Origin of the sequence: Paradevosia shaoguanensis, from assembly GCF_016801025.1 — a bacterium.
Classification (GTDB): Bacteria; Pseudomonadota; Alphaproteobacteria; order Rhizobiales; family Devosiaceae; genus Paradevosia; species Paradevosia shaoguanensis.
Map to the genome: position 1 here is coordinate 2071717 of NZ_CP068983.1, position 21284 is coordinate 2093000.

General features: G+C 65.5%; 20 protein-coding genes. 16 read left to right on the forward strand and 4 right to left on the reverse strand.

Annotation, left to right across the window (positions count from 1 at the left end):
• Positions 1 to 7 precede the first annotated feature (7 nt).
• A complete protein-coding gene (locus JNE37_RS09785; protein ID WP_203066110.1) occupies positions 8 to 1723 on the forward strand; it encodes a metallophosphoesterase family protein in 1716 nt (571 codons plus the stop codon).
• Here the strand turns inward: JNE37_RS09785 and JNE37_RS09790 are convergent.
• Entirely contained in the window at positions 1681 to 2691 is a 1011-nt protein-coding gene (locus tag JNE37_RS09790) for a LacI family DNA-binding transcriptional regulator (protein WP_035037807.1), read from the reverse strand. The genes JNE37_RS09785 and JNE37_RS09790 overlap by 43 nt on opposite strands.
• A 228-nt stretch (positions 2692 to 2919) precedes the next feature.
• Between JNE37_RS09790 and JNE37_RS09795 the strand changes: the two genes are divergently transcribed.
• The 8 genes from JNE37_RS09795 to JNE37_RS09830 all read left to right on the forward strand — a co-directional run bounded on the left by JNE37_RS09795 (position 2920) and on the right by JNE37_RS09830 (position 11636).
• The gene (locus JNE37_RS09795; protein WP_203066111.1) at positions 2920 to 3621 is read left to right on the forward strand and encodes an aspartate/glutamate racemase family protein; all 702 of its coding nucleotides are present in this window, start codon (positions 2920 to 2922) and stop codon (positions 3619 to 3621) included.
• Between the two features lie 100 nt (positions 3622 to 3721).
• Positions 3722 to 4177 carry a hypothetical protein gene (locus JNE37_RS09800; RefSeq protein ID WP_203066112.1) on the forward strand — a complete coding sequence of 152 codons (456 nt, stop codon included), beginning with the start codon at positions 3722 to 3724 and terminating at the stop codon, positions 4175 to 4177.
• Positions 4178 to 4185: 8 nt separating this feature from the next.
• Complete coding sequence (locus tag JNE37_RS09805; RefSeq protein WP_203066113.1) at positions 4186 to 4902, forward strand: ABC transporter ATP-binding protein; 717 nt, start codon at positions 4186 to 4188, stop codon at positions 4900 to 4902.
• Positions 4899 to 6119, forward strand: a complete 1221-nt coding sequence (locus JNE37_RS09810; protein ID WP_203066114.1) for an ABC transporter permease — start codon at positions 4899 to 4901, stop codon at positions 6117 to 6119. The genes JNE37_RS09805 and JNE37_RS09810 overlap by 4 nt, the downstream gene beginning before the upstream one ends.
• A gap of 189 nt (positions 6120 to 6308) precedes the next feature.
• Complete coding sequence (locus JNE37_RS09815; RefSeq protein WP_203066115.1) at positions 6309 to 7460, forward strand: glycosyltransferase; 1152 nt, start codon at positions 6309 to 6311, stop codon at positions 7458 to 7460.
• Positions 7457 to 8455 (forward strand): glycosyltransferase family 2 protein, encoded by a 999-nt coding sequence (locus JNE37_RS09820; RefSeq protein WP_203066116.1) that lies wholly within the window; start codon positions 7457 to 7459, stop codon positions 8453 to 8455. The genes JNE37_RS09815 and JNE37_RS09820 overlap by 4 nt, the downstream gene beginning before the upstream one ends.
• A 6-nt stretch (positions 8456 to 8461) precedes the next feature.
• Positions 8462 to 9346 carry a glycosyltransferase family 2 protein gene (locus JNE37_RS09825; RefSeq protein WP_203066117.1) on the forward strand — a complete coding sequence of 295 codons (885 nt, stop codon included), beginning with the start codon at positions 8462 to 8464 and terminating at the stop codon, positions 9344 to 9346.
• A 40-nt stretch (positions 9347 to 9386) separates the two neighbouring features.
• Complete coding sequence (locus tag JNE37_RS09830) at positions 9387 to 11636, forward strand: Wzz/FepE/Etk N-terminal domain-containing protein (protein ID WP_035095747.1); 2250 nt, start codon at positions 9387 to 9389, stop codon at positions 11634 to 11636.
• 19 nt (positions 11637 to 11655) lie between these two features.
• Here JNE37_RS09830 and galU read toward each other — a convergent pair whose 3' ends face one another.
• On the reverse strand, positions 11656 to 12567 hold the full coding sequence (gene galU, locus JNE37_RS09835) for a UTP--glucose-1-phosphate uridylyltransferase GalU (protein ID WP_035037788.1): 912 nt from the start codon (positions 12565 to 12567) through the stop codon (positions 11656 to 11658).
• A gap of 456 nt (positions 12568 to 13023) precedes the next feature.
• Here galU and JNE37_RS09840 point away from each other — a divergent pair, with 456 nt between their 5' ends.
• The 7 genes from JNE37_RS09840 to JNE37_RS09870 all read left to right on the forward strand — a co-directional run bounded on the left by JNE37_RS09840 (position 13024) and on the right by JNE37_RS09870 (position 19605).
• Positions 13024 to 13206 (forward strand): hypothetical protein, encoded by a 183-nt coding sequence (locus tag JNE37_RS09840; RefSeq protein WP_035037785.1) that lies wholly within the window; start codon positions 13024 to 13026, stop codon positions 13204 to 13206.
• Between the two features lie 416 nt (positions 13207 to 13622).
• Positions 13623 to 14294: a sugar transferase gene (locus JNE37_RS09845; protein ID WP_035037782.1), complete on the forward strand. Its 672-nt coding sequence runs from the start codon at positions 13623 to 13625 to the stop codon at positions 14292 to 14294.
• 13 nt (positions 14295 to 14307) lie between these two features.
• On the forward strand, positions 14308 to 14685 hold the full coding sequence (locus tag JNE37_RS09850; protein WP_182399114.1) for a hypothetical protein: 378 nt from the start codon (positions 14308 to 14310) through the stop codon (positions 14683 to 14685).
• 25 nt (positions 14686 to 14710) lie between these two features.
• Positions 14711 to 15889, forward strand: a complete 1179-nt coding sequence (locus JNE37_RS09855; RefSeq protein WP_203066118.1) for a glycosyltransferase family 2 protein — start codon at positions 14711 to 14713, stop codon at positions 15887 to 15889.
• Positions 15886 to 17175: an O-antigen ligase family protein gene (locus JNE37_RS09860; protein ID WP_203066119.1), complete on the forward strand. Its 1290-nt coding sequence runs from the start codon at positions 15886 to 15888 to the stop codon at positions 17173 to 17175. The genes JNE37_RS09855 and JNE37_RS09860 overlap by 4 nt, the downstream gene beginning before the upstream one ends.
• Entirely contained in the window at positions 17126 to 18133 is a 1008-nt protein-coding gene (locus tag JNE37_RS09865; protein WP_182399117.1) for a glycosyltransferase family protein, read from the forward strand. The genes JNE37_RS09860 and JNE37_RS09865 overlap by 50 nt, the downstream gene beginning before the upstream one ends.
• On the forward strand, positions 18130 to 19605 hold the full coding sequence (locus tag JNE37_RS09870) for a lipopolysaccharide biosynthesis protein (RefSeq protein ID WP_203066120.1): 1476 nt from the start codon (positions 18130 to 18132) through the stop codon (positions 19603 to 19605). The genes JNE37_RS09865 and JNE37_RS09870 overlap by 4 nt, the downstream gene beginning before the upstream one ends.
• Here the strand turns inward: JNE37_RS09870 and JNE37_RS09875 are convergent.
• Positions 19602 to 20495, reverse strand: coding sequence for a polysaccharide pyruvyl transferase family protein (locus tag JNE37_RS09875; protein WP_203066121.1), 894 nt, complete (start codon positions 20493 to 20495; stop codon positions 19602 to 19604). The two genes, JNE37_RS09870 and JNE37_RS09875, sit on opposite strands and share 4 nt — an antisense overlap.
• A complete protein-coding gene (exoK, locus tag JNE37_RS09880) occupies positions 20496 to 21281 on the reverse strand; it encodes an endo-1,3-1,4-beta-glycanase ExoK (protein WP_203066122.1) in 786 nt (261 codons plus the stop codon).
• Between the last annotated feature and the right edge of the window lie 3 nt (positions 21282 to 21284).

The window sequence follows — 21284 nt, forward strand, 5'->3', positions numbered from 1 at the left end:
CCCCGTCATGAAAATCGCCATCATTGCCGATCCGCACCACCACGACATTCATGGCGAATATGGTGCCCACGAAATAGCCGGACCGCGCCTGCGCACGCTTGCCGATACCACGGCCTCCACGCGGGTCTTCAACGAGAGCTATCCCGCCTTCCGCGCTGCCCTCGCTGACATAGCGGCTCGCGGCATTCGCACCGTGGTCATCCCCGGCGACGTCACCGATGACGGCCAGGCCGAAACCGTTACCGCCACGATGGCGCTACTCGAGCAATATTCGGCCAGCCACGGCATGCGTTTCTTCGCGACGCCCGGCAACCACGACCTCTATTCGATCCATGGCCGCCACCAGTCCAAGCGCTTCCTCAATGCCGATGGCACCGATGTACTCTTCACCAGCGATGCCGACGAACCGCAGGAAGAGTCGGTTGGCCGCATCGTGACCGAGACCATGCACTGCGCCGGCTACGAAGCCGGGCTGCCGCCCTTCGCGCGTCTCGGCTATTTCCGCAGCCCGCGCGATCTCCACTGGGAGAGCCCATTCGGCAGCAGCGATGCCATGGAGGATCGCACCTATGTCGTGCGCTCGGACGATGGCCGCTCCGTCCGCACCATGATCGACGCATCCTATCTCGTCGAGGCGGAGCCCGGCCTATGGCTGCTCTCGATCGATGCCAATGTCTTCGAGCCGCGGGACGGCAGCACCGATCCGGTGCCCGAAAAGGCCTATCACGACAGCACCGATGCCGGCTGGAACGCCATGCTCAAGCACAAGGGCTTCGTGCTCGATTGGGCGCGCGACGTCAGCGCCCGCGCCAGGGCGCAGGGCAAGGACCTGCTGGTCTTTTCCCACTACCCCATGGTCGATCCGCTCAACGGCACTCTTGAGGACGAAATCGCGCTCTTCGGCTCGACCAGCTTCGCCCGGCGCACGCCCCGCGCGGACGTGGCGCGCTCGGCCATAGCCGCGGGCATCAAGGTGCATTTCAGCGGTCACCTTCACATCAATGACACTGCCATTTTCAGCGAAGGCGGCAAGGCTCTGGTCAATGTCGCCATGCCCTCACTGGTCGGCTTCCCGCCGGCCTACAAGATCGCCGAGTTCGCCGACGGGCGCCTCGATGTCGAGACCGTCTTCCTCGAAGATGTCCCGGGCTTCGACGTCGCTTTCCCGTTCTACGCCGCCGAGCAGCGTCGCACCGGCGCGGATTATGGCAATTTGCTCGAGGCCAGGACCTATCCCGAATTCCTGAGCCGGCATCTCGCCCAGATGGTGGCCTGGCGCTACCTGCGCCGTGAATGGCCCGACGATCTTGCGGCCGCCGTGCCGCGCCTCAACCTTGGCCATCTCATGGGCCTCGCCTCCATCGCGACGCCACTCAAGACCCTGCCCGACAGCCTCCACGAATTACTGCCGCACCAGGATTGGCACGACATCGCCTTCATCGATCTCGTCGTCGATTGGTACCACCTGCGCAAGGCGCGCGCGCTTGCCGAGGGCTACGTCCCGGCTTCGCGCCTCGCCGTCTACGACAGGCTGCAGACGGCGTTCGCCGCGCGGACCTGGCCGATGGACAGCCTCCAGGGGCGCCTTGCCGCCTTCTTCCGCATCCTTGGCGAATATCGCAACAGCACGCCCTGCGTCGATTTCTCGATCGACCTCGAAACCGGCGCCGTCGAACCGCTCTATCGCGGTCGCACCGATCTGCGCCAGATGGGGTCGGCCTGAAGCACAAGCGGGGCGCTGGGTTCGCCCTTCTTGTCGACCAGCTCGACGATGGCGTCCGCAATGCGGTCGACCGGTTGCCGGAACGTAGTGAGGTTATAGGCGCCCCAGCCGGCCTGCTCGATATCGTCAAAACCGATGACGCAAAGATCGCGCGGAATCTCCATGCCGAATTCGTTGCGCGCCGCATCCATGAAGCCGCAGGCGAGGAGGTCGGTGACGCAGAAGGCCGCATCGGGCCTGTCCGATCGCGGCAACAGTATGCGTGCCGCCTCGACACCTGACGCGTAGGACGTCGGCCCCGGCCGCACGATCTTGACCTCGATGCCCGCTGCTGCCGCTGCCGCCGCAAAGGGCCGCTCGCGACCGACCAGGCTCGGCGTTCCGGCCTGCGAGGAAACCACCGCGATCTTGCGGCAGCCCGCGCGCTGGAACATGGCGAAGGCCTCATGCGCCGCGGTCGCATTGTCGACGGCGATCGCGTCGACACCTTCAGCGCCGACATCACGATTGATGAGGATCACGTGCTGGCCATTGGCCACGCAGGTATCGATCAGCGAGGCGGCGGGGGAGCCTGAAAGCACCACCGTCGCATCGGCGCGATAATTGAGCGTCAGCCGCAGCGCGCTTTCGACGCTCTCGGTTTCGCCCGATGTGTTGATGATCATCGCCACCCGGTCGATGGCCTGCAACCGGCTCGTCACCGAGGCCAGGATGCGCGCGTGGTAGGGGGTGTTGAGATCGGCGCCGATCAGGCAGACGATGCCCGAGCGATCGTGGATCAGCCCGCGGGCCAGGTGGTTGACGTGGTAGCCAAGCCGGTCGGCCGCCTCGATGACTTTCTTGCGCGTGGATTCCGAGACGCTGGCGCCACTGGTGAACGTGCGCGACACGGCCGAGCGGGAGACTCCCGCCAGCTTGGCGACCTGTTCAGCGGTAACGAAGGTTTTTGCGGTCTTCTGTTCCGCCACGGCGAAATTCCTATGATCGCCGAAGAGCTACAACCAATGGCATCGCCTTGCAAGCCTGTGCAATAGCCTTGGCCCAGTTGTACTCGAGAGCCCCGGCAAAGCGGATGCCCAGTGCATGCACAACGTGCAATGGCCGCTCCAAGCGCGTCAGCCTTGCGCTCCCTCTCAACGACCTCGGCTTCGCCTGAGCGGCCTGCTAGAGTGGCCGGGAGTGAGGAGGTTGGGGAAATGGCGCGAAGCCGGACCATCGGGCTCTTGGGCGGCATGAGCTGGGAGTCGACGGCGCTCTACTACCGCCTCCTCAATACCGGGATGCAACGTGAACTCGGCGGGCATCACAATGCCCGCTCGCTGCTTCTCACGCTCGACTATGACGACCTCGATACCATGGCCTCGGCGGGGGATTGGGACGGGATTGCCGCCGCGCTCATCGATGCCGCGCGACGCGTTGAAGGCGGTGGCGCTGATTTCGTCATGATCACTGCCATCACCGGGCATGCGGTCGCCGAGAGGGTCGAGGCCGCTCTCTCGATCCCGCTTCTCCATGCGGCCGACGTCGCCGGCGAAAAGCTCCGGGCGGAGGGGTATCGGCGGGTCGGTTTGCTCGGCACGCGCTTCACCATGAGCATGGACTTCTTCACCGCCCGATTGCGCGGGCGGCATGGGCTCGAGATCCTGGTGCCCGAGGAAAATGACCGGGAGGCGATCCATCGTATCATTATCGATGAGCTGACGCTCGGGCGGGTCGAGCCGGCATCGCAGGCCAGCGTTCTCGAAATCGCGGCCAGATTGCAGGCTGCGGGAGCGGAGGCGTTGCTTCTTGCCTGCACGGAGCTGCCGCTGCTGCTGCCCACCGAGCGCTACTCGCTACCCACCTATGACGTGGTCAAGCTCCACGCTGAAGCCGCGATCGCGTGGGCGATCCGCTAATCCAATGGTCAATATAGGCCGGCCCCGAGCAGGCCAGGTTCAAAAGCCTTCGGGACTGGCCTATGGTCCTGGCATTCGGTTGCACTGGGAGGGGCGCTGGATGTTCACTCGTCGTCACTTCTTGATCTCGGCTCTCGCCTCGTCCGCGCTGCTGCCTTCGCTGGCGGCGGCCGAACAGACGCTGACCATGAGGTCGCTCTACAAGAGCAAGGATCAGCCCGATCTCTCCGACGCCGCTCAGGCCTTCAACGGCACGGAAGTCACCATCAACGGCTTCATGGCGCCCCCGCTCAAGCCCGATGCAAAGTTCTTCGTGCTGGCGACCGAGCCGATGGCCATCTGTCCCTTCTGCGATGCCGCTTCGCAATGGCCGCAGAACATCGTGCTCGTCTATACGCGCGATGCCATGCGCCTCTACAATTACGATGTCGGCATAGCCGTCACCGGCAAGCTCGATATCGGCGTCGAAACCGATGCCGATACGGGGTTCGTGAGCGTCGTGCGGCTGGTTGATGCTACCTATCGCGGCCGCCCCACAGTCAGCATCGGCTTCTAGAGGTCGGCATGGGGGAGGGGGCGCCACCAGTTCTGACGGGTCGGGACATTGCGGTTTCCTTCGCCGGAAAGACCATTCTCTACGTTCCCGCGCTCGCCGTGCAGCCGGGCGACCTCGTCGCCCTCACCGGGCCCTCCGGCTCCGGCAAAACCACGCTGCTTCATGTCCTTGCCGGCATCCTCAGGCCCGATCGTGGCAGCGTCGTCTGGGGCGAAACCGATATTGCCCGCCTGCGTCAGGCGGCGTCAGACGATTGGCGCTATCGCAATGTCGGCCTGGTGTTCCAGGAATTCCATCTCATCGACCAGCTGAGCCCGGTTCACAACGTCACGCTCCCGGCGACCTTCGCTCATTTCACCGTTCCGCCCGAGCTACATCGGCGCGCGCAGGGCCTGCTCGACGATTTCGGTGTTCCTGCCGATGCCCATCTCACCCGCACGCTGTCGCGCGGCGAGCGTCAGCGCACGGCCATTGCCCGCGCCTTGCTGCTGGAACCCTCGATCCTGCTCGCTGACGAACCCACGGCGAGCCTCGATGAAGACAGCGCCCGGCAGGTGACCGATACCCTCATCGCCTCCGCCCGTGGGCAGACCATGGTCATCGTCACCCACGACCCGATCGTCATGGAGCGCTGCCGGCGCATCATCCGGCTCGAGCACGGCCGCATCGTCAGCGACGACGCGCGGGAACCGGCAAAGCCATCTGTCGCCGAGGCCGCGACATGAACCCGACGCGCGTGACCTGGGCCATGATCCGGCGCTATCCCGCCACTACGGCCATCTTCATCGCCGTCATCGCCATTGCCGTGGCGCTCGGCATCGGCATTTCCGCCCAGGAGCGCGCCCTACGCCAGGGCAGCACCGCCGCCGCCGATCGTTTCGATCTCCTGGTTGCCGCGCCCGGCAATCCCACCGAGATCGTCTTCAACACCGTGTTCCTGCGGCCGAGCGCCGTGCAGTTGATGGATCCGGAGATCGTCTCGAAAGCCCTCACCGATCCGCGCGTCGAATATGCCGCCCCGATCGGCTATGGCGACAACGTCCAGGGCCTCCAGGTCGTCGGCACCATCGCCCAGTTCGTCGATCGCCTCAGCAACGGGCTTGGCGACGGACGAATGTTCGAGGCAGCCGGCGAGGCGGTAGTCGGCGCGAGCGTGCCGTTCAAGATCGGCGACAAGCTCGTTCCGCTCCATGGCAGCAGCGCCTTCGCCGACGAGGAGGACGGCGAAGACGAGCATGAAGGCCATCACCACTACGAGCTGACCGTCGTCGGCCACATGAAGCCCACCGGCAATCCATGGGATCGTGCCGTCGTCGTGCCCATCGAGACATTGTGGAATGCCCATGGCCTTCCCAACGGCCATGCGGAAGGCGATGCGAAAATCGGCCCGCCCTTCGATCCGGCGCGTGTGCCGGGGCTGCCGGCCATCGTCATCAAGGGGCAGACGGTGGCGGACATGTATGGCCTGCGCGGCGAGTACAAGACGCCGCAGAGCATGGCCTTCTTCCCCGCCGAGGTCCTGCTGCAGATCTACGATCTTCTCGGCAATATCCGGCAGGTCATGTCGATCATGGCGTCGGTGACGCAGGTCCTGGCCTTCCTCGCCATCTTCGCGGGCGTCGTGGCGCTGATGAAGCTCTTTGAGACGCAATTCGCCGTCATCCGGGCGCTCGGCGCCTCGCGCACCTACCTGTTTCTTTCCATCTGGCTCTTCGCCTCGGCCATCGTCGTCACCGGCGTGGTGCTCGGCGTAGCCCTAGGCTACGCGGTGGCTGCCTATGCTTCGAATCTCCTGCAACGGATGAGTGGGGTTGCGCTCACGGCCGCTATCGGGCCTGATGAAGTTCAGCTCGCAGTCCTCGGCGGGGTGGCCGGCATCGTCCTGGCGACGGTTCCGGCGGCGCTTCTCTACCGCCGCCCCGTGGCCGCCTATCTGCGCTAAACACCCGCGCCAACCGGCAGAAATTACGGCTCTTTCGTGTCATGCGCGGCGCGCATTGCTCGGTCCCCGCGCGTTCGGTTGACCGCAAGTTTGGCGCGTTCTCCACTTCCCGCTTCGTGAAGCTCTATTCGGCGGGTGCCCCGTCAACCGCGGCGAGTCTCTTGCCGCACAGGGACAGGAGATGCGTCGTTGCTCAGGATTCTCTATCTGGTGCCGAGCCTGGCCGACCCGGCGGTGGCGCGTCGCGTCGCCATGCTGCGGCTGGGCGGCGCCGAGGTCGAGATCGCCGGGTTCCGCCGCGCCGATGCGCCGCCCGATTCCCTCCCCGCCGGCACCGTCGTCGAACTCGACGTCACCCATGACGGGCGCATGCTGCAACGGCTCTTTGCCACGCTTACCGCCGCCTTTCGCGCGCGAGGCTGGGCGCGGTCCTTCGCGCGCCCCGATGTCATCATCGCCCGCAATCTGGAAATGCTGGGCATCGCCAATCGCCTGCTCGGCTTCTGGCCACAGCCGCCGGCGCTGGTCTATGAGTGCCTCGACATCCATCGCCTGATGCTGCGCCAGGACAATCTCGGCCGCTCGATGCGGCTGGTCGAGCAGCGCCTCTCCCGCTCGGCCGCCCTGCTGCTCACCAGTTCCCCGGCCTTCCTCGAAAACTATTTCGCCCAGCACGGCTCGCCCCCGCCCTATCTCATCGAGAACAAGGTCTTTGCGCCCGAAGGTCTCGACATCGGCGACAATCCGGCCTTGCGCGGCGATATCGAACCCATCCGCATCGGCTGGTTCGGCGCGCTGCGCTGCCACAAGTCCCTCACGGCGCTTGATGCCGCCTCGCGCGCCCTCGATGGTCGTGTCGAAGTCACCCTGCGCGGCCGGCCGGCGCTCACCGAATTCGAGGATTTTGCCGCGACCACAGAGGCCGCTCCGCATCTGCGTTATGCCGGTCCCTACCGCTATCCGCACGATCTCGCCGCCATCTACTCGGATGTGCATTTCGTCTGGGCCATCGACTTCTTCGAAGAGGGCCAGAACTCGCGCTGGCTCCTCCCCAACCGCATCTACGAAGGGTGCCTCAACGGCGCCATCCCCATAGCGCTTGCCGGTACCGAAACGGCAGCCTTCATCGAGCGCCTCGGCATCGGCCTCGTCATCCCCGACATTGAGATCGAAACGCTGAAAGCGCTCTTTTCCGCGCTCACCTCCGAGCGCCTGCTGGCGTTGGCACAGGCCGTCCGAGCGCAGGACCCCGTCTCGTTCCGCTGCGAGAAAACCGAATGCGACGCCCTCGTCGATCGCCTCGCCGATCTGGCGCCCGCCTCGCTGGAGAAAGCCGCATGAGCGCTCGCGTCATCATCGTCGTGCCCACGCTCAACGAGAGCCATCATATCGGCCCGCTCCTAGATGCCCTGCTTGTCGAGTCCAGTGAGCTCGGCGCGCGCATCGTCGTCGCTGACGGTGGCAGCACCGATGGCACTACGGGAATCGTGATGGGAATCGCGCAGAGCCATCCTGCCGTCCGGCTCATCCACAATCCTCGCCGCATCCAGAGCGCCGCCATGAATCTGGCGGTGGCCGAGTGCGGCGGTGAGGCCGACTACGTCGTTCGCGTCGATGCGCACGGCGCCTATCCGCCCGATTATTGCCGCCGGCTCGTCGCTGAAGCCGTCGAGCGGCAGGTGGCGAGCATCGTTGTGCCGATGCTGACCATCGGGGAAGCCGGCTTCCAGCGTGCGGTTGCTGCGGCGCAGAACTCCCCCATCGGCACCGGCGGCTCCGCCCATCGCATGGGCAATGCCTCGGGCCCGGTCGATCACGGCCACCATGCCCTCATGCGCATCGATGCCTTCCGCGCCGTCGGTGGGTACGATGAGACCTTCCGCGCCAACGAGGATGCCGAGCTCGACTATCGCCTGCGTCAGGCCGGCCACACCATCTGGCTCACCGACCGCACCGCCATGACCTATTATCCGCGCGCCACCGTCTCCGGTCTTTTCCGGCAATATTTCGGCTATGGCGGGGGCAGGGCGCGCAATATCCTCAAGCACCGCATGCGGCCGCGCCTGCGCCAGATGGCGCCGCTCGCCATCCTGCCTGTCGTGCTGCTGGCGGCCCTGTCCATCTGGCATTGGGCCTTCCTCATCCCGCTGGCGCTCTGGGGCGTCGGCTGCATCGCATTGGGCATGCATGCCGCGCGAAAATACTACCCGGATGCCGACATGCCCGTTGCCTTCTCGCCGCTGGTCGGCGTGGCGGCCATGGTCATGCACCTGGCCTGGTCTTCCGGCTTCTGGCTGCACGTCCTCCAGCGTCCCTTCCGCCGCGGAACCGTGTGAGGCGCCATGGCCCGTATCGATATCTGCGTCTGCACCTTCCGCCGCCCCTTCCTGGCCGAGACCCTGCGATCCGTCGCCCGCCTCGATGCCGCGGGTCATGAACTGCGCGTCATCATCGCCGACAACGACCAGACCCCGAGTGCAAAGCCGCTGGTCGAGGAACTGCGCTCCGCATTGCCCTGGCCGGTGACCTACATTCACGCGCCGGCAGGCAATATCAGCATCGCCCGCAATGCCTGCCTCGATGCCGCCGATGGCGATTTCCTTGCCTTTGTCGATGACGATGAAGTCGTGACGCCCGGCTGGCTGCGCGCTCTCGTCGAAACGGCAGAGGCCACCAATGCCGCCGCTGTCCTCGGTCCCGTACGCGCCGTCTACTCGGCGGATGCGCCGCGCTGGATGGCCGATGGCGATTTCCACTCGACGCTGCCGGTTTTCGTCAACGGCGCGATCCGCACCGGCTATACCTGCAACGTCCTCATCCGCTGGTCCGTGCCCTATCGCGGCATCCGGTTCGATCGGGCGCTCGGCAAGAGCGGCGGGGAGGATACGGCCTTCTTCTACCAGCTCACCGCTCTCGGCGGCGCCATCGGCTATGCGCCCGGGGCCATCGTCGAGGAGCCCGTGCCGGCCGACCGCGCCACCATGGCCTGGCTCGTGCGGCGGCGCCTGCGCTACGGCCAGACCCACGGTATGCTGCTGGGCGGCTCACGCCTCAAGGCGCTGGCCGTGGTCGGCGCCAAGATCAGCTATTGCTGCATCATGACGGGCCTCACGGCCTTCTCTCCCATAGCGCGCCGCCGCAACTGGCTGCGGGCGGTGTTGCATATGGGCGTCTTCGGCGGCGTGCTCGGCATGCGCCAGGGCGTCCATTACGGCCAATTGGCCTGAAGCGAAAAATCCAAAGAGCCGACAAGGCGGAGTAACGAGTATGCTTGATAGAACCGGCTATCCGGAGGCCATGGCGCCGCAGCCGTCCGATCTCAAGACCATCGATTTGACGCGGGTAATCTCGCTCATCCGCCGGCAGGCATGGGTGCTGGCCATCTGCATGGTCTTCGCCCTGGCCCTGGCGGCCTTCTACCTCGCGCTCGCGCCCCGCAGCTATTTCTCGGCCGGCCAGATCCTCATCGACCGCAATCTCGAACAGGTCACGGGTGAAGCCGGAACGACCGCAACCGGCAGCAGCACGGACCTTGAAGCCCAGGTGCTCAACCAGGTCGAAGTCCTGCGGTCGAGCCGCGTCGCCAAGGCCGTGGCCAATGCCGAGAACCTGATGACCGATCAGGAATTCCTCAATCCGCCGCCGTCCTTCACCCAGCGGGTCAAGAGCCTCGTCGGCATGGGTCCCCCGGCGCGCGCCGATACGCTCCAGGCGACGCTCGATGAGGTCGTGGGCATGCTGCGCTCCAATGTGCAGGTCGATCGCATGGGCCGCAGCTCGATCATCCGTGTCGGCTACGAGGCGGCAACGCCCGAGCTGGCGCAGCGCATTGCCCGGGCCTATGCCGAGGCGCTGCTGCAGGATCAGCTCAATGCCGAACTCGAGGCCACGAGCGCGGCCGCCGATTGGTTGCAGCAACGCCTCGCCGAGATCGGCGAGAGCCAGCGCCAGGCGAGCCTCGCCATCGAGAAATACCGCCAGGAAACCGGCCTCACCGTCGGCCAGGATCGCGAGCTCACCACCCAGCGCATCAATACGCTCTCCAACCAGCTTGCCGAAGCCCAGGCCGAGAGTGCTCGCCTGCGCGCCCTTTCGGCTCAGCTCAAGGCGGTGGTCGCCGCCGGTCCGGATTCGGCGTCCAATTATGTGTCCCTGCTGGGCGGTCCGCAGGCCGATCCGGCTGAAATCGCGGCCCTGCGTACGCAGGTCGCCACGCTCACCAGCCGCATCACCGATGTCGAGGCGCGCTATGGCGCCGACCATCCGCAGCTTGCCAATCTCAAGGCGGAAAAGACAGCGCTCGACAGCCGCATCTTTGCTCTGCTGCAGAATCTCGACGAGCAATACCGCACGCAATACACCATCGCCCAGCAGCAGGAAGCGAGCCTGCGCGCCGATATCGATGCGGAAGGCCACAGCGCCGGCGCCATCAGCCAGGAACAGGTCCGCCTCAACGAATTGCAGCAGCGTTCCGATGCCCTGCGCGCGCTCTATAACAGCTACCTCACCCGCTATGAGGAAGCCGTGCAGCGCCAGAGTTTCCCGATTCCCTCGGTGCGTATCGTGACCGAGGCGCTCCTGCCCGAGGATCCGTCGAGCCCGCGTACGCTGGTCATCATCGCGGCCGCGATCATCGCCGGCAGCTTCATGGGCGCCGTTCTCGGCATGCTCAACGAGCTGCGCGAGCGTGGCTTCCGCACCGGCGCCCAGATTCGCCAGCAGCTCGGCCTGCGCTTCCTCGGCTACGTGCCGCGCCTGCAGCTTCCGCAGGGCAAGTCGCCGGACGAGCAGCGCAGGAATGTGCGTGCCATGGTCCGCGCCGCCGTCACCCCGCATATGGGCCGGCGCTGGGGCGCGCCGTTCGTCGAAACGCTCAAGGCCACCCGCCTCGTGCTCCAGCCGGCCGCCGATCGCGGCACGGTGGTGCTGGGCATCCTCTCGGTGCTGCCGGGCGAGGGCAAGTCGACCGTCGCGTTGTCGCTTGCCGAAATGCTCACCGCCATCGGCTCGCGGGTATTGCTTATCGATGCCGACGAAGGCACCGGCCGCCGCTCGGGACTGCCCGTGCGCCTCATGCCGTCCGAAATGGGCGATTGGCGCGAAGTGGCGACCACCGATCCCGAAACCGGCCTCGTCCTGCTCTCGGCCAATGCCACCCAGGCGGGTGCAGGCGACCTGTCGAGCGTTGCCATGCAGAAGGTCCTGGCCGAGGCTCGCGGGCAGTTCGACTACGTCATTATGGATCTGCCGGCGCTCGGGCCGGTCATCGATGCCTTCACGGTCCTGCCCTTCACCGATGCCAGTATCCTTGTCACCGAATGGGGCCGCACGCCCCGGCGGCTCCTGCGCAACATGCTCGAGCACGAGCCCGAGCTTGCTGCCCACATCATGGGCGTCATCCTCAACAAGGTGGATCTGGGCGCCTTGCCCAGGTTTACCGAAATGGGGGGATTGGAGCGGTTCGCCTATCGCGGCGAGACCCGCCGCATCGAACACAGGGAGAAGGCGGCGCCATAAGGCGCCGCTTCTTTTTTGGCTATTCGGCGGCGACCTTGAAACCGTCGATGAGGGCGGTGTGGAGGCCCATCTTGGCAAGGGCGTCGAGGAACCCTTCGCCGATATCCTCGCGATCGAGCGCATAGGCGACATTGGCGGTGAGGAACCCGATCTTGGAGCCGCAGTCGAAGGACTGGCCTTCGTATTTGACGCCGAAGAAGGGTTGCGTGCCCATCAGGCTCTGCATGGCGTCGGTGAGCTGGATTTCCCCGCCCGCGCCGCGTGGCTGGTCGGCCAGGAGCGAGAAGACTTCCGGCTGGAGAATGTAGCGTCCTGAAATGATGAGGTTCGAAGGCGCGTCCTTGGGGGCGGGCTTTTCCACCATATTGGTGATGCGGAAGCCGCTATCCTCGCCTGCGCCGCGGCCGATTACGCCATAGGACGAGACCTCCTGGCGCGGCACTTCCTCGACGGCGATGACGTTGCCGCCCGATTCCTCGTAGGTTTCCATCATCTGCTTGAGCACGCCGCGGCGGCCCTTGAACAGCATGTCGGGCAGCAAGAGCGCGAACGGCTCGTTGCCCACGATCTCGCGCGCGCACCACACGGCGTGACCCAGGCCCAGCGGCTCCTGCTGGCGCGTGAAGCTCGTGCGGCCGGCCGAGGGCAGGTCCTTGCGCAGCTCGGCGAGAGCGGCGGTCTTGCCGCGCGCTTCGAGCATGGCCTCGATTTCGAACTGGCGGTCGAAATGGTCTTCGATCACCCCTTTGTTGCGTCCTGTCACGAATACGAAGTGGGTGATTCCCGCCTCGCGCGCTTCGTCGACCGCATATTGGATGAGGGGGCGATCCACGACCGTCAGCATTTCCTTGGGCATGGCCTTGGTGGCCGGCAGGAATCGCGTGCCCAGGCCTGCCACCGGGAAGACGGCAGTCTTTACTGCTTTCGCCATGGCTTTCTCCTGATTGTAGGTAAGTCACACGCGAAGTGGACCATGCGGCTGCAAGTCGAGCCAGCCGAAAATATATCCCGCTATGCATAGCTCGATTGCATTTCTGCTGTTGAGTTGTTTTGCCCAATTTTCGTGCAACCGTCACACGATTGCCATCACGCCGACATGGAGCGCACCGCGTTCTGAGCAGTATTGGCCTTTAAAACGCCAGTCACGCGCCCGTTACAACGTCGCGCCGCAAGTAAAACGCGTTGCGACCTCTCTGCGACCCATCGATCCCGCCGCTGGCCGCTACGCAGTCGTGATCGTCCCGGGCATTTCCATACCGGCGTGAGGGGTGTATTTACGCGGGTAACGATAGAAGGGGCATAGCGCCGGTCAGCGGCGGCAGGTTGGTAGCCCGAACGGTCTTTCGGTTGCGGCGGTCGCCATCAGAGGCGGCACGGGAGGATTTCCTTGGACGGAGACAGGCAGGAAGATGGCCGGGCGGGCAAGGTCCCGCTGGTTGCGCCGCCTGCGGCTGGGGAACGTTCGCCTTTCCCCTGGCCGTGGGGATTGGTGGCGATCGGCGTCATGGCCCTGGCCTGGGTTGGCATCTACCTGATGTGGAACGGGATTGTGTTCCTCTTCGCCAAATAGGGCGAAGCGCGTTTTACGCTATTGGGCTCCGGCATTATTGGGCGGGAGCTTCCGCTGCCCAAGCCTTGGGCAGGCAAACCAGTAAAGACGGCTGCAAGCGCTTCGGACTACTTGAGCGCCCTGATTTGCGCCGCAGCAGCACCCCTGTTTTCGGCGTTTTTTTGGCAAAGCCCCGCATGACAGCCATGCGTTGAGAACGTTGCCCTCAATTTCCTCCCATGTTTGCCTCTGCGCATGCCGAGCAGCCATTTGCGCCGCCGGCAAGGGCGCCCCGGGGCAGCAAGCAAGACCGGGTGCCATCCCTACGAACGAGTGAGACTGGAGTCGTCTGGGCGCAGCGCGTCCGCGATCCCTTCCGCACGTCGTCAGACTAATAGAGCAGGCCCGCAAGAGGCCTGCATTCAAGGTGAGGCGTCATGTCTATCATCAACGCTGAAATGGGTTCATCGAGTACGCCCTCCAATGCGGGCATCCCGCGCGGCGGTACGGCCAAGCGGGCCTTCGATATCGTGGCGGCTTCCGCCATGCTGGTCTTCGCGCTTCCGGCCATGTTCTTCATCGCGGTCTTCCTGTTCTCGACCGATCGCGGTCCCATCGTCTTCTCCCATGAGCGCGTGGGCCATAACGGCAGGCGCTTCCGGTGCCTCAAGTTCAGGTCGATGGTGGTGGATTCCCAGGAGGCTCTGCGACGGCACCTCGAGGCCTCGCCGCAGGCGCGGGCCGAGTGGGAGGCCAGCCAGAAGCTCACCGACGATCCGCGCATCACGCCCATCGGCAGGTTCCTGCGCGCCACCAGCCTCGACGAGCTTCCCCAGCTCATCAACGTCATCCGCGGCGACATGAGCCTCGTCGGACCCCGCCCGATCGTCGAGGACGAGGTCGCGCGCTATGCCGAGGAAATCCAGCATTATGCCGCCGTCCGCCCCGGCATTACCGGCCTCTGGCAGGTGAGCGGGCGCAGCGATGTCGATTACGACCAGCGCGTCCAGCTCGACACCCGCTATGTGCGCGAATGGTCGTTCGCCGGCGACATCGTCATCCTCGTCAAGACAGTCAAGGTCGTCCTGTTGCGCACAGGCAGCCGATAAGGGAGAGCGCAAAATGGTTCTTCTTACCCTCAGACCGCGCGCCTTTCGCACCCGCAATCCCGGGCGCGACGCCGAGACCGACACGGCGCGCTTCGAAACCATCCGCAACGCCATCTCCATGGCGCTCGAAGATGCCCGCCGCGAACGCGACGGGCTGCAGCAGCGGATCGACATGCATTATGCCCAGGCGGCCACCGTGCTCGACAATTCGGATGATTACGCCGCGCGTGATCCGCATGACGAAGCCATGATCCGCAGTGCGGAGCAGAACGCCTCGAACGGTCGCAAGCGGCTCGTGCAGCTCGACAATCAGATCCAGCAGCTCAACCGCCTTCTCTCCGAGGTCGACGGCACCGCCCAGCCGCAGACCGATGCGGGCGCGCTTGCCTGAAATCCGTTCCGGAGTGAGCGAGAGCATGCACCCTCACGACCGGGCGCCGCTGGTTTCGGTGGTGATGGCCAATTTTGAGGCGGGCGACAGGATCGTCCCCGCTCTGCGTTCGGTGCTGGGTCAGACGATGGGCGACCTCGAAATCATCGTCAGCGACGATGCCTCGCGCGACCATAGCCTCGCCCATGTGCGCCAGATGATGGCGCACGATCCCCGCATCCGTCTCGTCACCGCCCCCGAAAATCGCGGCCCCGCCACCTGCCGCAACCGCGCGCTTGAGCTGGCGCGCGGGCAATGGCTTGCCATCGTCGATTCCGACGACATCATTCATCCCGAACGCCTCGAGCGCCTGCTGGCCGCTGCCGCCCATTATGAGGCCGATATCGTCGCCGACGATCTTCTGCTCTTTTACGAGGACGGCACCGAGCCCAGCCTCTTTCTCGGCGAGACCGATCGCAGTTTTCGCGTGTCAGCCGAACGCTGGGTCAGTGCCGGCATCGATGGCTCGCCGGCCCTCGGCTACCTCAAGCCGCTGATCAATGCCGATAGGCTCAGGGCCCCGCGCTACGACGAAAAGCTGCGGATCGGGGAGGACTACGACCTCATCCTGCGCCTGCTGCTCGCCGGTGCCGACATGGTCGTCATCCCCGAGCCCTTCTATCTCTATCGCCGTCACAGCGGCTCGATCTCCCATCGCCTGTCTGCCGGCGACGTCGAAGCGATGATCGCGCGCCAGCTGGCCCTGACCCAGGGCCTCTCGCCCGACGCGAACCTTGCCCGCGCCTTCGACGCGCGCCTCCGCTCGCTCGAACAGGGCCTCGCCTATGAGCGGCTGGTCGCCAGCATCAAGACCCGGCAATTGGGCATCGCCCTCTCGCTCCTCGCCAGCGATCCCGGTCATCTGCGCCGCCTCTGGGCCTCATTCTCCGAAGGCCGCGACCGCAGGCAGTCTCCGCCTGCTCCCGGACCTTCCCCGGTTCTGACGCTCGGCGAGCGCGGCGAGGTCGCTGTCCCCGGCTACGTACCGATAAACGCCACCGACTGGGATGCCCCGACCTCGCGCCGCTTCTGGCGCGATCTGGCCGCCCGACGCGGCGCCGGTCCCGTCCGCTGCATCCCGCTCGATGACGCGGGCGCCTATGCCGCCGGCTTCATCCCCGAAGCCGAGGTCGCAGCGGCCGAAACCCTGCGGGAGGCGTCATGACCGAGTTGCCGGATCGCCTGACCTTCAACCTCGCCACGGTCCTTACCTTCGGCGCCTTCGCGGCGCTGGTGCTCAATGCCATGTTCGGACCGCTGGCTGCGCTCACCTTCATGGTCTGCGGGCTGCTGCTCATCGTCAGCAATCCGCACCAGAGCCTCGATAGCCTGCGTCGCTGGTGGTTCGTGCTGCTCTTGCCGGCCTATTGCATGCTGACCGCTCTCTGGTCGCAATATCCCTCCAATTCGCTGCGCTATGGCGTGCAGCTGATGTTCACGGCCGTGGTCGCCGTCATCATCACGGGCCGGCTCTCGACCGCCACGCTCATGCGCATGATGTTCATTGTCTACGGTATCGGCGTCCTCGCCAGCATTCTGGTCGGCAAGACCGGCGCGGGCGGGGCGTGGCTCGGCGTCTTCGGCAGCAAGAACGCCTTTGCCGCCCATATTGCCGTCTTCGTCCTCATCGCCGTTGCCGTTGCCGCCGACCGCAATTCCCACTGGGTGCTGCGCCTTGCCGGCATTGCCGGTGCATTGGCCTCGGGGCCGCTCCTCATCCTCGCCCAATCGGCCGGCGCCACGCTCATGGTCGTGCCCTGCCTCGGCATCATCCTTCTTACGCTGCTCACCACCCGGCTCCCGGGCACGCAGAAGCTCTTCGTCCTCGTCATGCTCGGCATCGTCGCCGCCGCGCTCGTGCTGCTGGTCATCGTGGCCGGCGATACTCTCCTCGCCGAAGTGCTCGAAGGCTCGGGCAAGGATCCGACCCTTACCGGCCGCACCGATCTCTGGGCCACCGGCCTGAGCTACATCGCAGAACGTCCGCTGCAGGGCCTGGGCTACCGCTCGTTCTGGGTCATCGGCTTTGCCCCTGCCGAAGAGCTCTGGGCGATGTTCGACGTGCCGGCAGGCGCCGGGTTCAACTTCCACAACACCTATATCTCTAACGCCGTCGAGATCGGCCTCATTGGCCTCTCGATGCAGATTGTCCTCATCTATGGCGGCGCCATCCTCATGGCCGCCTACACCTTTGCGCGCCCCAATGCCGCCAATGCACTGCTCCTGGCGCTGCAGGTGCTGATGATCCTGCGCAGCTTTATCGAGGTGGAGGTGTTCTTCGAATTCTCCATCCGCTCGATCATGGGCATCGCCACCTTCATCTACGCCGCGGCGGGTCTTCTCGCCCTGCGTCGGCAAGCTGCGCATGCGCAGCGGCAAACTCCGAAAGGACTCATGAGCCATGCCCGAATTCCAGCCCGGCCTCGTTCATATCCGCACGCCAACCTATAAGCGCCCCGAGGCCCTGGCCCGCGCGCTGCGCTCGATGATCGACCAGACCTGGCCGCACTGGGTCTGCGATGTCTATGACGACGATCCCGGCCAGGCCGCTCGTCTTGTGGTCGCAGAGCTTGGCGATCCGCGCATCCGCTACACGGCCAATGCCCCCCAGCTTTTCGCCTCGCGCAATATCGACCAGTGCTTCTCGGCCGATAATCCGCATGGGGCGGAGTTCTTCTGCGTGGTCGAGGACGACAATTTCATCCTGCCAGAATTCTGCGCCGCCAATATCGCGCTCACCCGGGCGCTCAAGGTCGAGATCGTGCTGCGCAACCAGTTCATCGAAGAGGCGAGCGGCACCGCGCGGGCCTGGCTCAGCGCCGATGGCGTGCTCGATGGCCTCTTCACCGAAGGCCTTTATGACGCCGCCGATTTCCGCCTCTCCATGCTGGCCGGCATCGGGGTTTCCAATGGCGGCCTCTTCTGGTCCGTGCGCGCCCGCTCGCCGCTCGAAATCGGCTATCCCTGCACTGCCACGCTTCAGGAATACCTGCGCACCTATTCGATCGCCGAGCCGGTCTATGTCGCCATGGAGTCGCTTGCCGTCTGGGCCGAGAATGGCGAGCAGACCACCCGCAATTCCGAGTTGAGCGCCAACTATCTGCGCCGCGAACTCGATCTCAAGCGCGCGGTACAGGCCCTGCGCCAGAAGATCTGGTCGGAAGCCACCGTGGCCCAACGCGCCAGCTTCATGACCGATGCCCGCTTCACAGCCCCCATTGCCGTGCGCGCCAACCATGTCGGCAAGGCATTGGTCGGGGAGGGGCTCAATGCCTATGTGCCGCCCGCCGAGGCTCTTCGCCTGCGTGCCCGCGGCCTTGCAATCCGCCTCCTCGGCCGGCTGACCCCGGACTTTGCCGATTTCGTCGCCTCGCGCGACAAGCTGCACCGGACGGCTGCCCGCGCATGAGTGCTCCGGCGGATATCGGCTCCCGGCTCGATCACCTCAAGACCGGCCGGGCCTCGGCCGCGATCAAGGGCACGCTCTGGTCGCTGGCAGGCAGCTTCGCGCCGGCCGCGATGGGCTTTCTCGTCTTCCTCGTCACCTCGCGGGTCCTGAGCCCCGGCGAATTCGGCATCGTCGCCTTCGCCGCCAGCATCAGCACGGCCGGCCTCGCCATCGCCCCCGCCGGCTTTCGCGAAGCCCTGATCCAGCGCGAAACCATCTCCTCGCGTCATCTCGATACCGTCTTCTGGCTCTGCATCGGAGCGGCGCTCCTCATCTATGCCGGGCTCTGCATCGCCACGCCCTTCATTGCCGGCGCTACCGGGGAAGCGCCGCTCAATGCGCTCATCCCCTTCATCGCCGCCCGCATCATCTTCGACATGGCGGCAGCCGTCCCCAATGCGCTCCTCGTGCGCACCATGTCCTTCCGCATGCTGGCGCTGCGCACCACGACTGCCTCGATCGTGGCGGCCGTCGTCTGCATGGGCCTTATCTGGCTGGGTTTCGGTCTCTGGGCGCTCGCCGCCTCGCAACTGGCCAGTTCGATCGCCACCTGTATCGGCGCACTCGTGGCCGCGCGCTGGCTACCCGGCCTGCGCTTCGATTGGCGGGCCCTGCGCGAGCTGCGCGCCTTCGGTCTCTTTTCGACCGGCAACCACTTCATCACCACGATCAACCTCGACCAGATGCTGATCGGGGCCTTGCTCGGTCCGGCCTGGCTCGGTCTCTACGGCTTCGCCCGCCGCATCTTCCAGATCTTGAGCGATCTCATTTCCGGCGCGCTCAACCTCGTCTCTTATTCGCTGCTCTCCTCCATGCAGCGCGAGCCCGAGAAGCGCCGCGACGCCTATCTCCTTGGCACCTTCGCCTCTTCGGTCGTGGCCTTCCCGATCTTTACCGGCCTCATCCTCGTGGCCCGCGATCTCATCCCCTTCGCCTTCGGCGCGCAATGGATCGAGGCGGTGCCGGTGGTGCAGGCCTTCGCGATCCTGGGCGTCCTCACCGCCGTCGGCATCCTCCAGGCCTCGCTCATCCGCAGCCAGGGCCAGGCTGATATCTGGCTCTACTACATGCTGGCCAAGCAGGCGGTCACGGTCCTCTACATCTTCCTCTTTTCGCGCTGGGGCATCGGGGCGCTCAGCCTGTCGCTCGTCGCGCTCAACATCGTCATGTGGCTGCCCACGGTCGATATGGTGGCGCGGCTCCTCGATATCTCGATCCCCGCCTATCTCGGCTCCTTCACGGTGCCGGTGGCCGCCACGCTCGTCATGTGGGGAATTGGCTGGCTGGTCCAGTCCAGTCTTGCCGATGCGGAGATCTGGCTGCGGCTCGTCGCAACGATAGGCGCCGCAGCCATCAGCTACGGCGCCGTCGTGCTGCTCCTCGGCCGCAGTCAGCTCGAAACGCTGCTCGGTTTCGTGCGCCGGCGGCGCTAGGCTGCCGCCACGCGACCGCGTACGAAGGCGTCGACCGCTGCGAGCGCCCGCTCGGTAACTTCGGCAATCCGCGCATCGCTGCTCAATTGCGGCTCGAGGCTTGCCATCTTCTGGAGGTGCTTGGCCGCGCCGGCGGTCAGCACGCCGTTGGGCAGGGCCGCGAAGGGCGAGGCGCTGAAACGGCCCACTTTGCCCAGGCGCCCGCCGCGTCCGGTCTGCCCGATATAGTATTCGAGCACGCTTGTGGGCTTGAGCGGGTTGAGCCGCACGTCCACTTCGAGCGCGCCAGCCCAATCGTGCCATTTGCGATGATGCCCGCCATAGATCGGGCGCGCCCCGATCCAGGGCGTGCGCAGCGCATCGGCGACGATGGCGCCATGCATGGCCTCGGTGATCAGCAATTGCGCGCCCTGGATCTGGCTGAGCACCACATCCACCGGCGCCGTCGCATCGATCAGCGTCATCCCCGCGAGCCGGCAGGCTTCCGCCCAGTCGCCGCGTTCGAGGCTCTCGTAATGGGGCATGAAGCCGATGCCGACGCTGTGGTCGGGCTTGGGCAGCTCCATGGCTCGCAGCAGCACCGCGCTGTCGCAGATGGAAAGCCGCGGGTCGATATCGAGCGTGCGGGCGGTGTCGGGGCCGCGCACGAAGCGAATGTCCCAGCTGCCGTCATGGACATCGGGCAGGCCCATATAGCCGGCATAGCCCGACCCCATCACGTATTTGCGCGACGCCTGGGGCAGGTGGTCGCCGATGATCGAGCCGATGCCGACGAAAAGCTCGCTCTCGTCCTCGTCGAGAAATCCCTGGGGCAGCAGGGCGGGCCAGACGTGAAGGTTCAGCTCGTCGCCGAAATTGGGCACCTTGCCGCGGAAAAATACCAGCTTCATTCACTTGTTCCCTTGCTGACACAGGATCGACCCGTCGAATGCGCAGGTCTGGCCGAGCGGGGTGAAGGCCACCCAGTCGACATCCATGGCGATCGGTGCGGCTACGGCGGAGAAGGCGCCCATCCAGTCGGTTAGCGTGTCCGACCCCCAGAGACTGAAGAACACCCGTTGCGGGGTGGTCGGGATGGTCTTGGGGTCGTCCATGGTCCTCACCAGCTTGCCGTCTAGATAGAAGCGGATGCGCTCGGGCTCCCAGGTGAAGGCATAGGTGATGAAGTCCGAGGCGCTGTCATGGGGCAGGGGTACCGATTGCCCGCTCCCAACCTTGCCGTCTCCACTCTTGCCGTTGACGAAGGTGGTGGTGTCCACCTTGCTGGTGTCGCGCAGCAGCACCTCGAAGTCGATCTCGTCATGCGGCTTGTTCTGCTGCGGGCCGATATAGGTGAAGAAGGCCGCGTTGAGCCCCGACCCCGCCGGGGTCTTGAGGCGGGCTTCGTAGGTGCCGTAGCCGAAGGCCGTGCGCGTCTGCAGTTCCCCGCAGCGGAACTGGCGGTCGCCCTTGGGCTGGGGCGCGAAGCCCACATGCAGCATGCCGCCGCTGGCGCTCACCTGGTCCGCCGACCAGTCGCAGTTCTGGTGCGCGCCGTTGTTCCAGCCGTCCGAGACGTACCAGCGCTTGGTGTCGAGCGTATCGAAGTCGTCGAAAAACCCCGTCTCCTGCGCCAGTGCCGGGGCGGCCGTCATGGCCAGGCCCGCAAGCGCTGCCAGTTTCGTCAGGTTTGCCATGCT

Bases quoted from the DNA above. Each gene is read 5' to 3' on its own strand.
- JNE37_RS09785 (WP_203066110.1), top strand. From the start codon at position 8: ATGAAAATCGCCATCATTGCCGATCCGCACCACCACGACATTCATGGC.
- JNE37_RS09795 (WP_203066111.1), top strand. From the start codon at position 2,920: ATGGCGCGAAGCCGGACCATCGGGCTCTTGGGCGGCATGAGCTGGGAG.
- JNE37_RS09800 (WP_203066112.1), top strand. From the start codon at position 3,722: ATGTTCACTCGTCGTCACTTCTTGATCTCGGCTCTCGCCTCGTCCGCG.
- JNE37_RS09805 (WP_203066113.1), top strand. From the start codon at position 4,186: ATGGGGGAGGGGGCGCCACCAGTTCTGACGGGTCGGGACATTGCGGTT.
- JNE37_RS09810 (WP_203066114.1), top strand. From the start codon at position 4,899: ATGAACCCGACGCGCGTGACCTGGGCCATGATCCGGCGCTATCCCGCC.
- JNE37_RS09820 (WP_203066116.1), top strand. From the start codon at position 7,457: ATGAGCGCTCGCGTCATCATCGTCGTGCCCACGCTCAACGAGAGCCAT.
- JNE37_RS09825 (WP_203066117.1), top strand. From the start codon at position 8,462: ATGGCCCGTATCGATATCTGCGTCTGCACCTTCCGCCGCCCCTTCCTG.
- JNE37_RS09830 (WP_035095747.1), top strand. From the start codon at position 9,387: ATGCTTGATAGAACCGGCTATCCGGAGGCCATGGCGCCGCAGCCGTCC.
- galU (WP_035037788.1), bottom strand. From the start codon at position 12,567: ATGGCGAAAGCAGTAAAGACTGCCGTCTTCCCGGTGGCAGGCCTGGGC.
- JNE37_RS09845 (WP_035037782.1), top strand. From the start codon at position 13,623: ATGTCTATCATCAACGCTGAAATGGGTTCATCGAGTACGCCCTCCAAT.
- JNE37_RS09850 (WP_182399114.1), top strand. From the start codon at position 14,308: ATGGTTCTTCTTACCCTCAGACCGCGCGCCTTTCGCACCCGCAATCCC.
- JNE37_RS09855 (WP_203066118.1), top strand. From the start codon at position 14,711: ATGCACCCTCACGACCGGGCGCCGCTGGTTTCGGTGGTGATGGCCAAT.
- JNE37_RS09860 (WP_203066119.1), top strand. From the start codon at position 15,886: ATGACCGAGTTGCCGGATCGCCTGACCTTCAACCTCGCCACGGTCCTT.
- JNE37_RS09865 (WP_182399117.1), top strand. From the start codon at position 17,126: ATGCCCGAATTCCAGCCCGGCCTCGTTCATATCCGCACGCCAACCTAT.
- JNE37_RS09870 (WP_203066120.1), top strand. From the start codon at position 18,130: ATGAGTGCTCCGGCGGATATCGGCTCCCGGCTCGATCACCTCAAGACC.
- JNE37_RS09875 (WP_203066121.1), bottom strand. From the start codon at position 20,495: ATGAAGCTGGTATTTTTCCGCGGCAAGGTGCCCAATTTCGGCGACGAG.
- exoK (WP_203066122.1), bottom strand. From the start codon at position 21,281: ATGGCAAACCTGACGAAACTGGCAGCGCTTGCGGGCCTGGCCATGACG.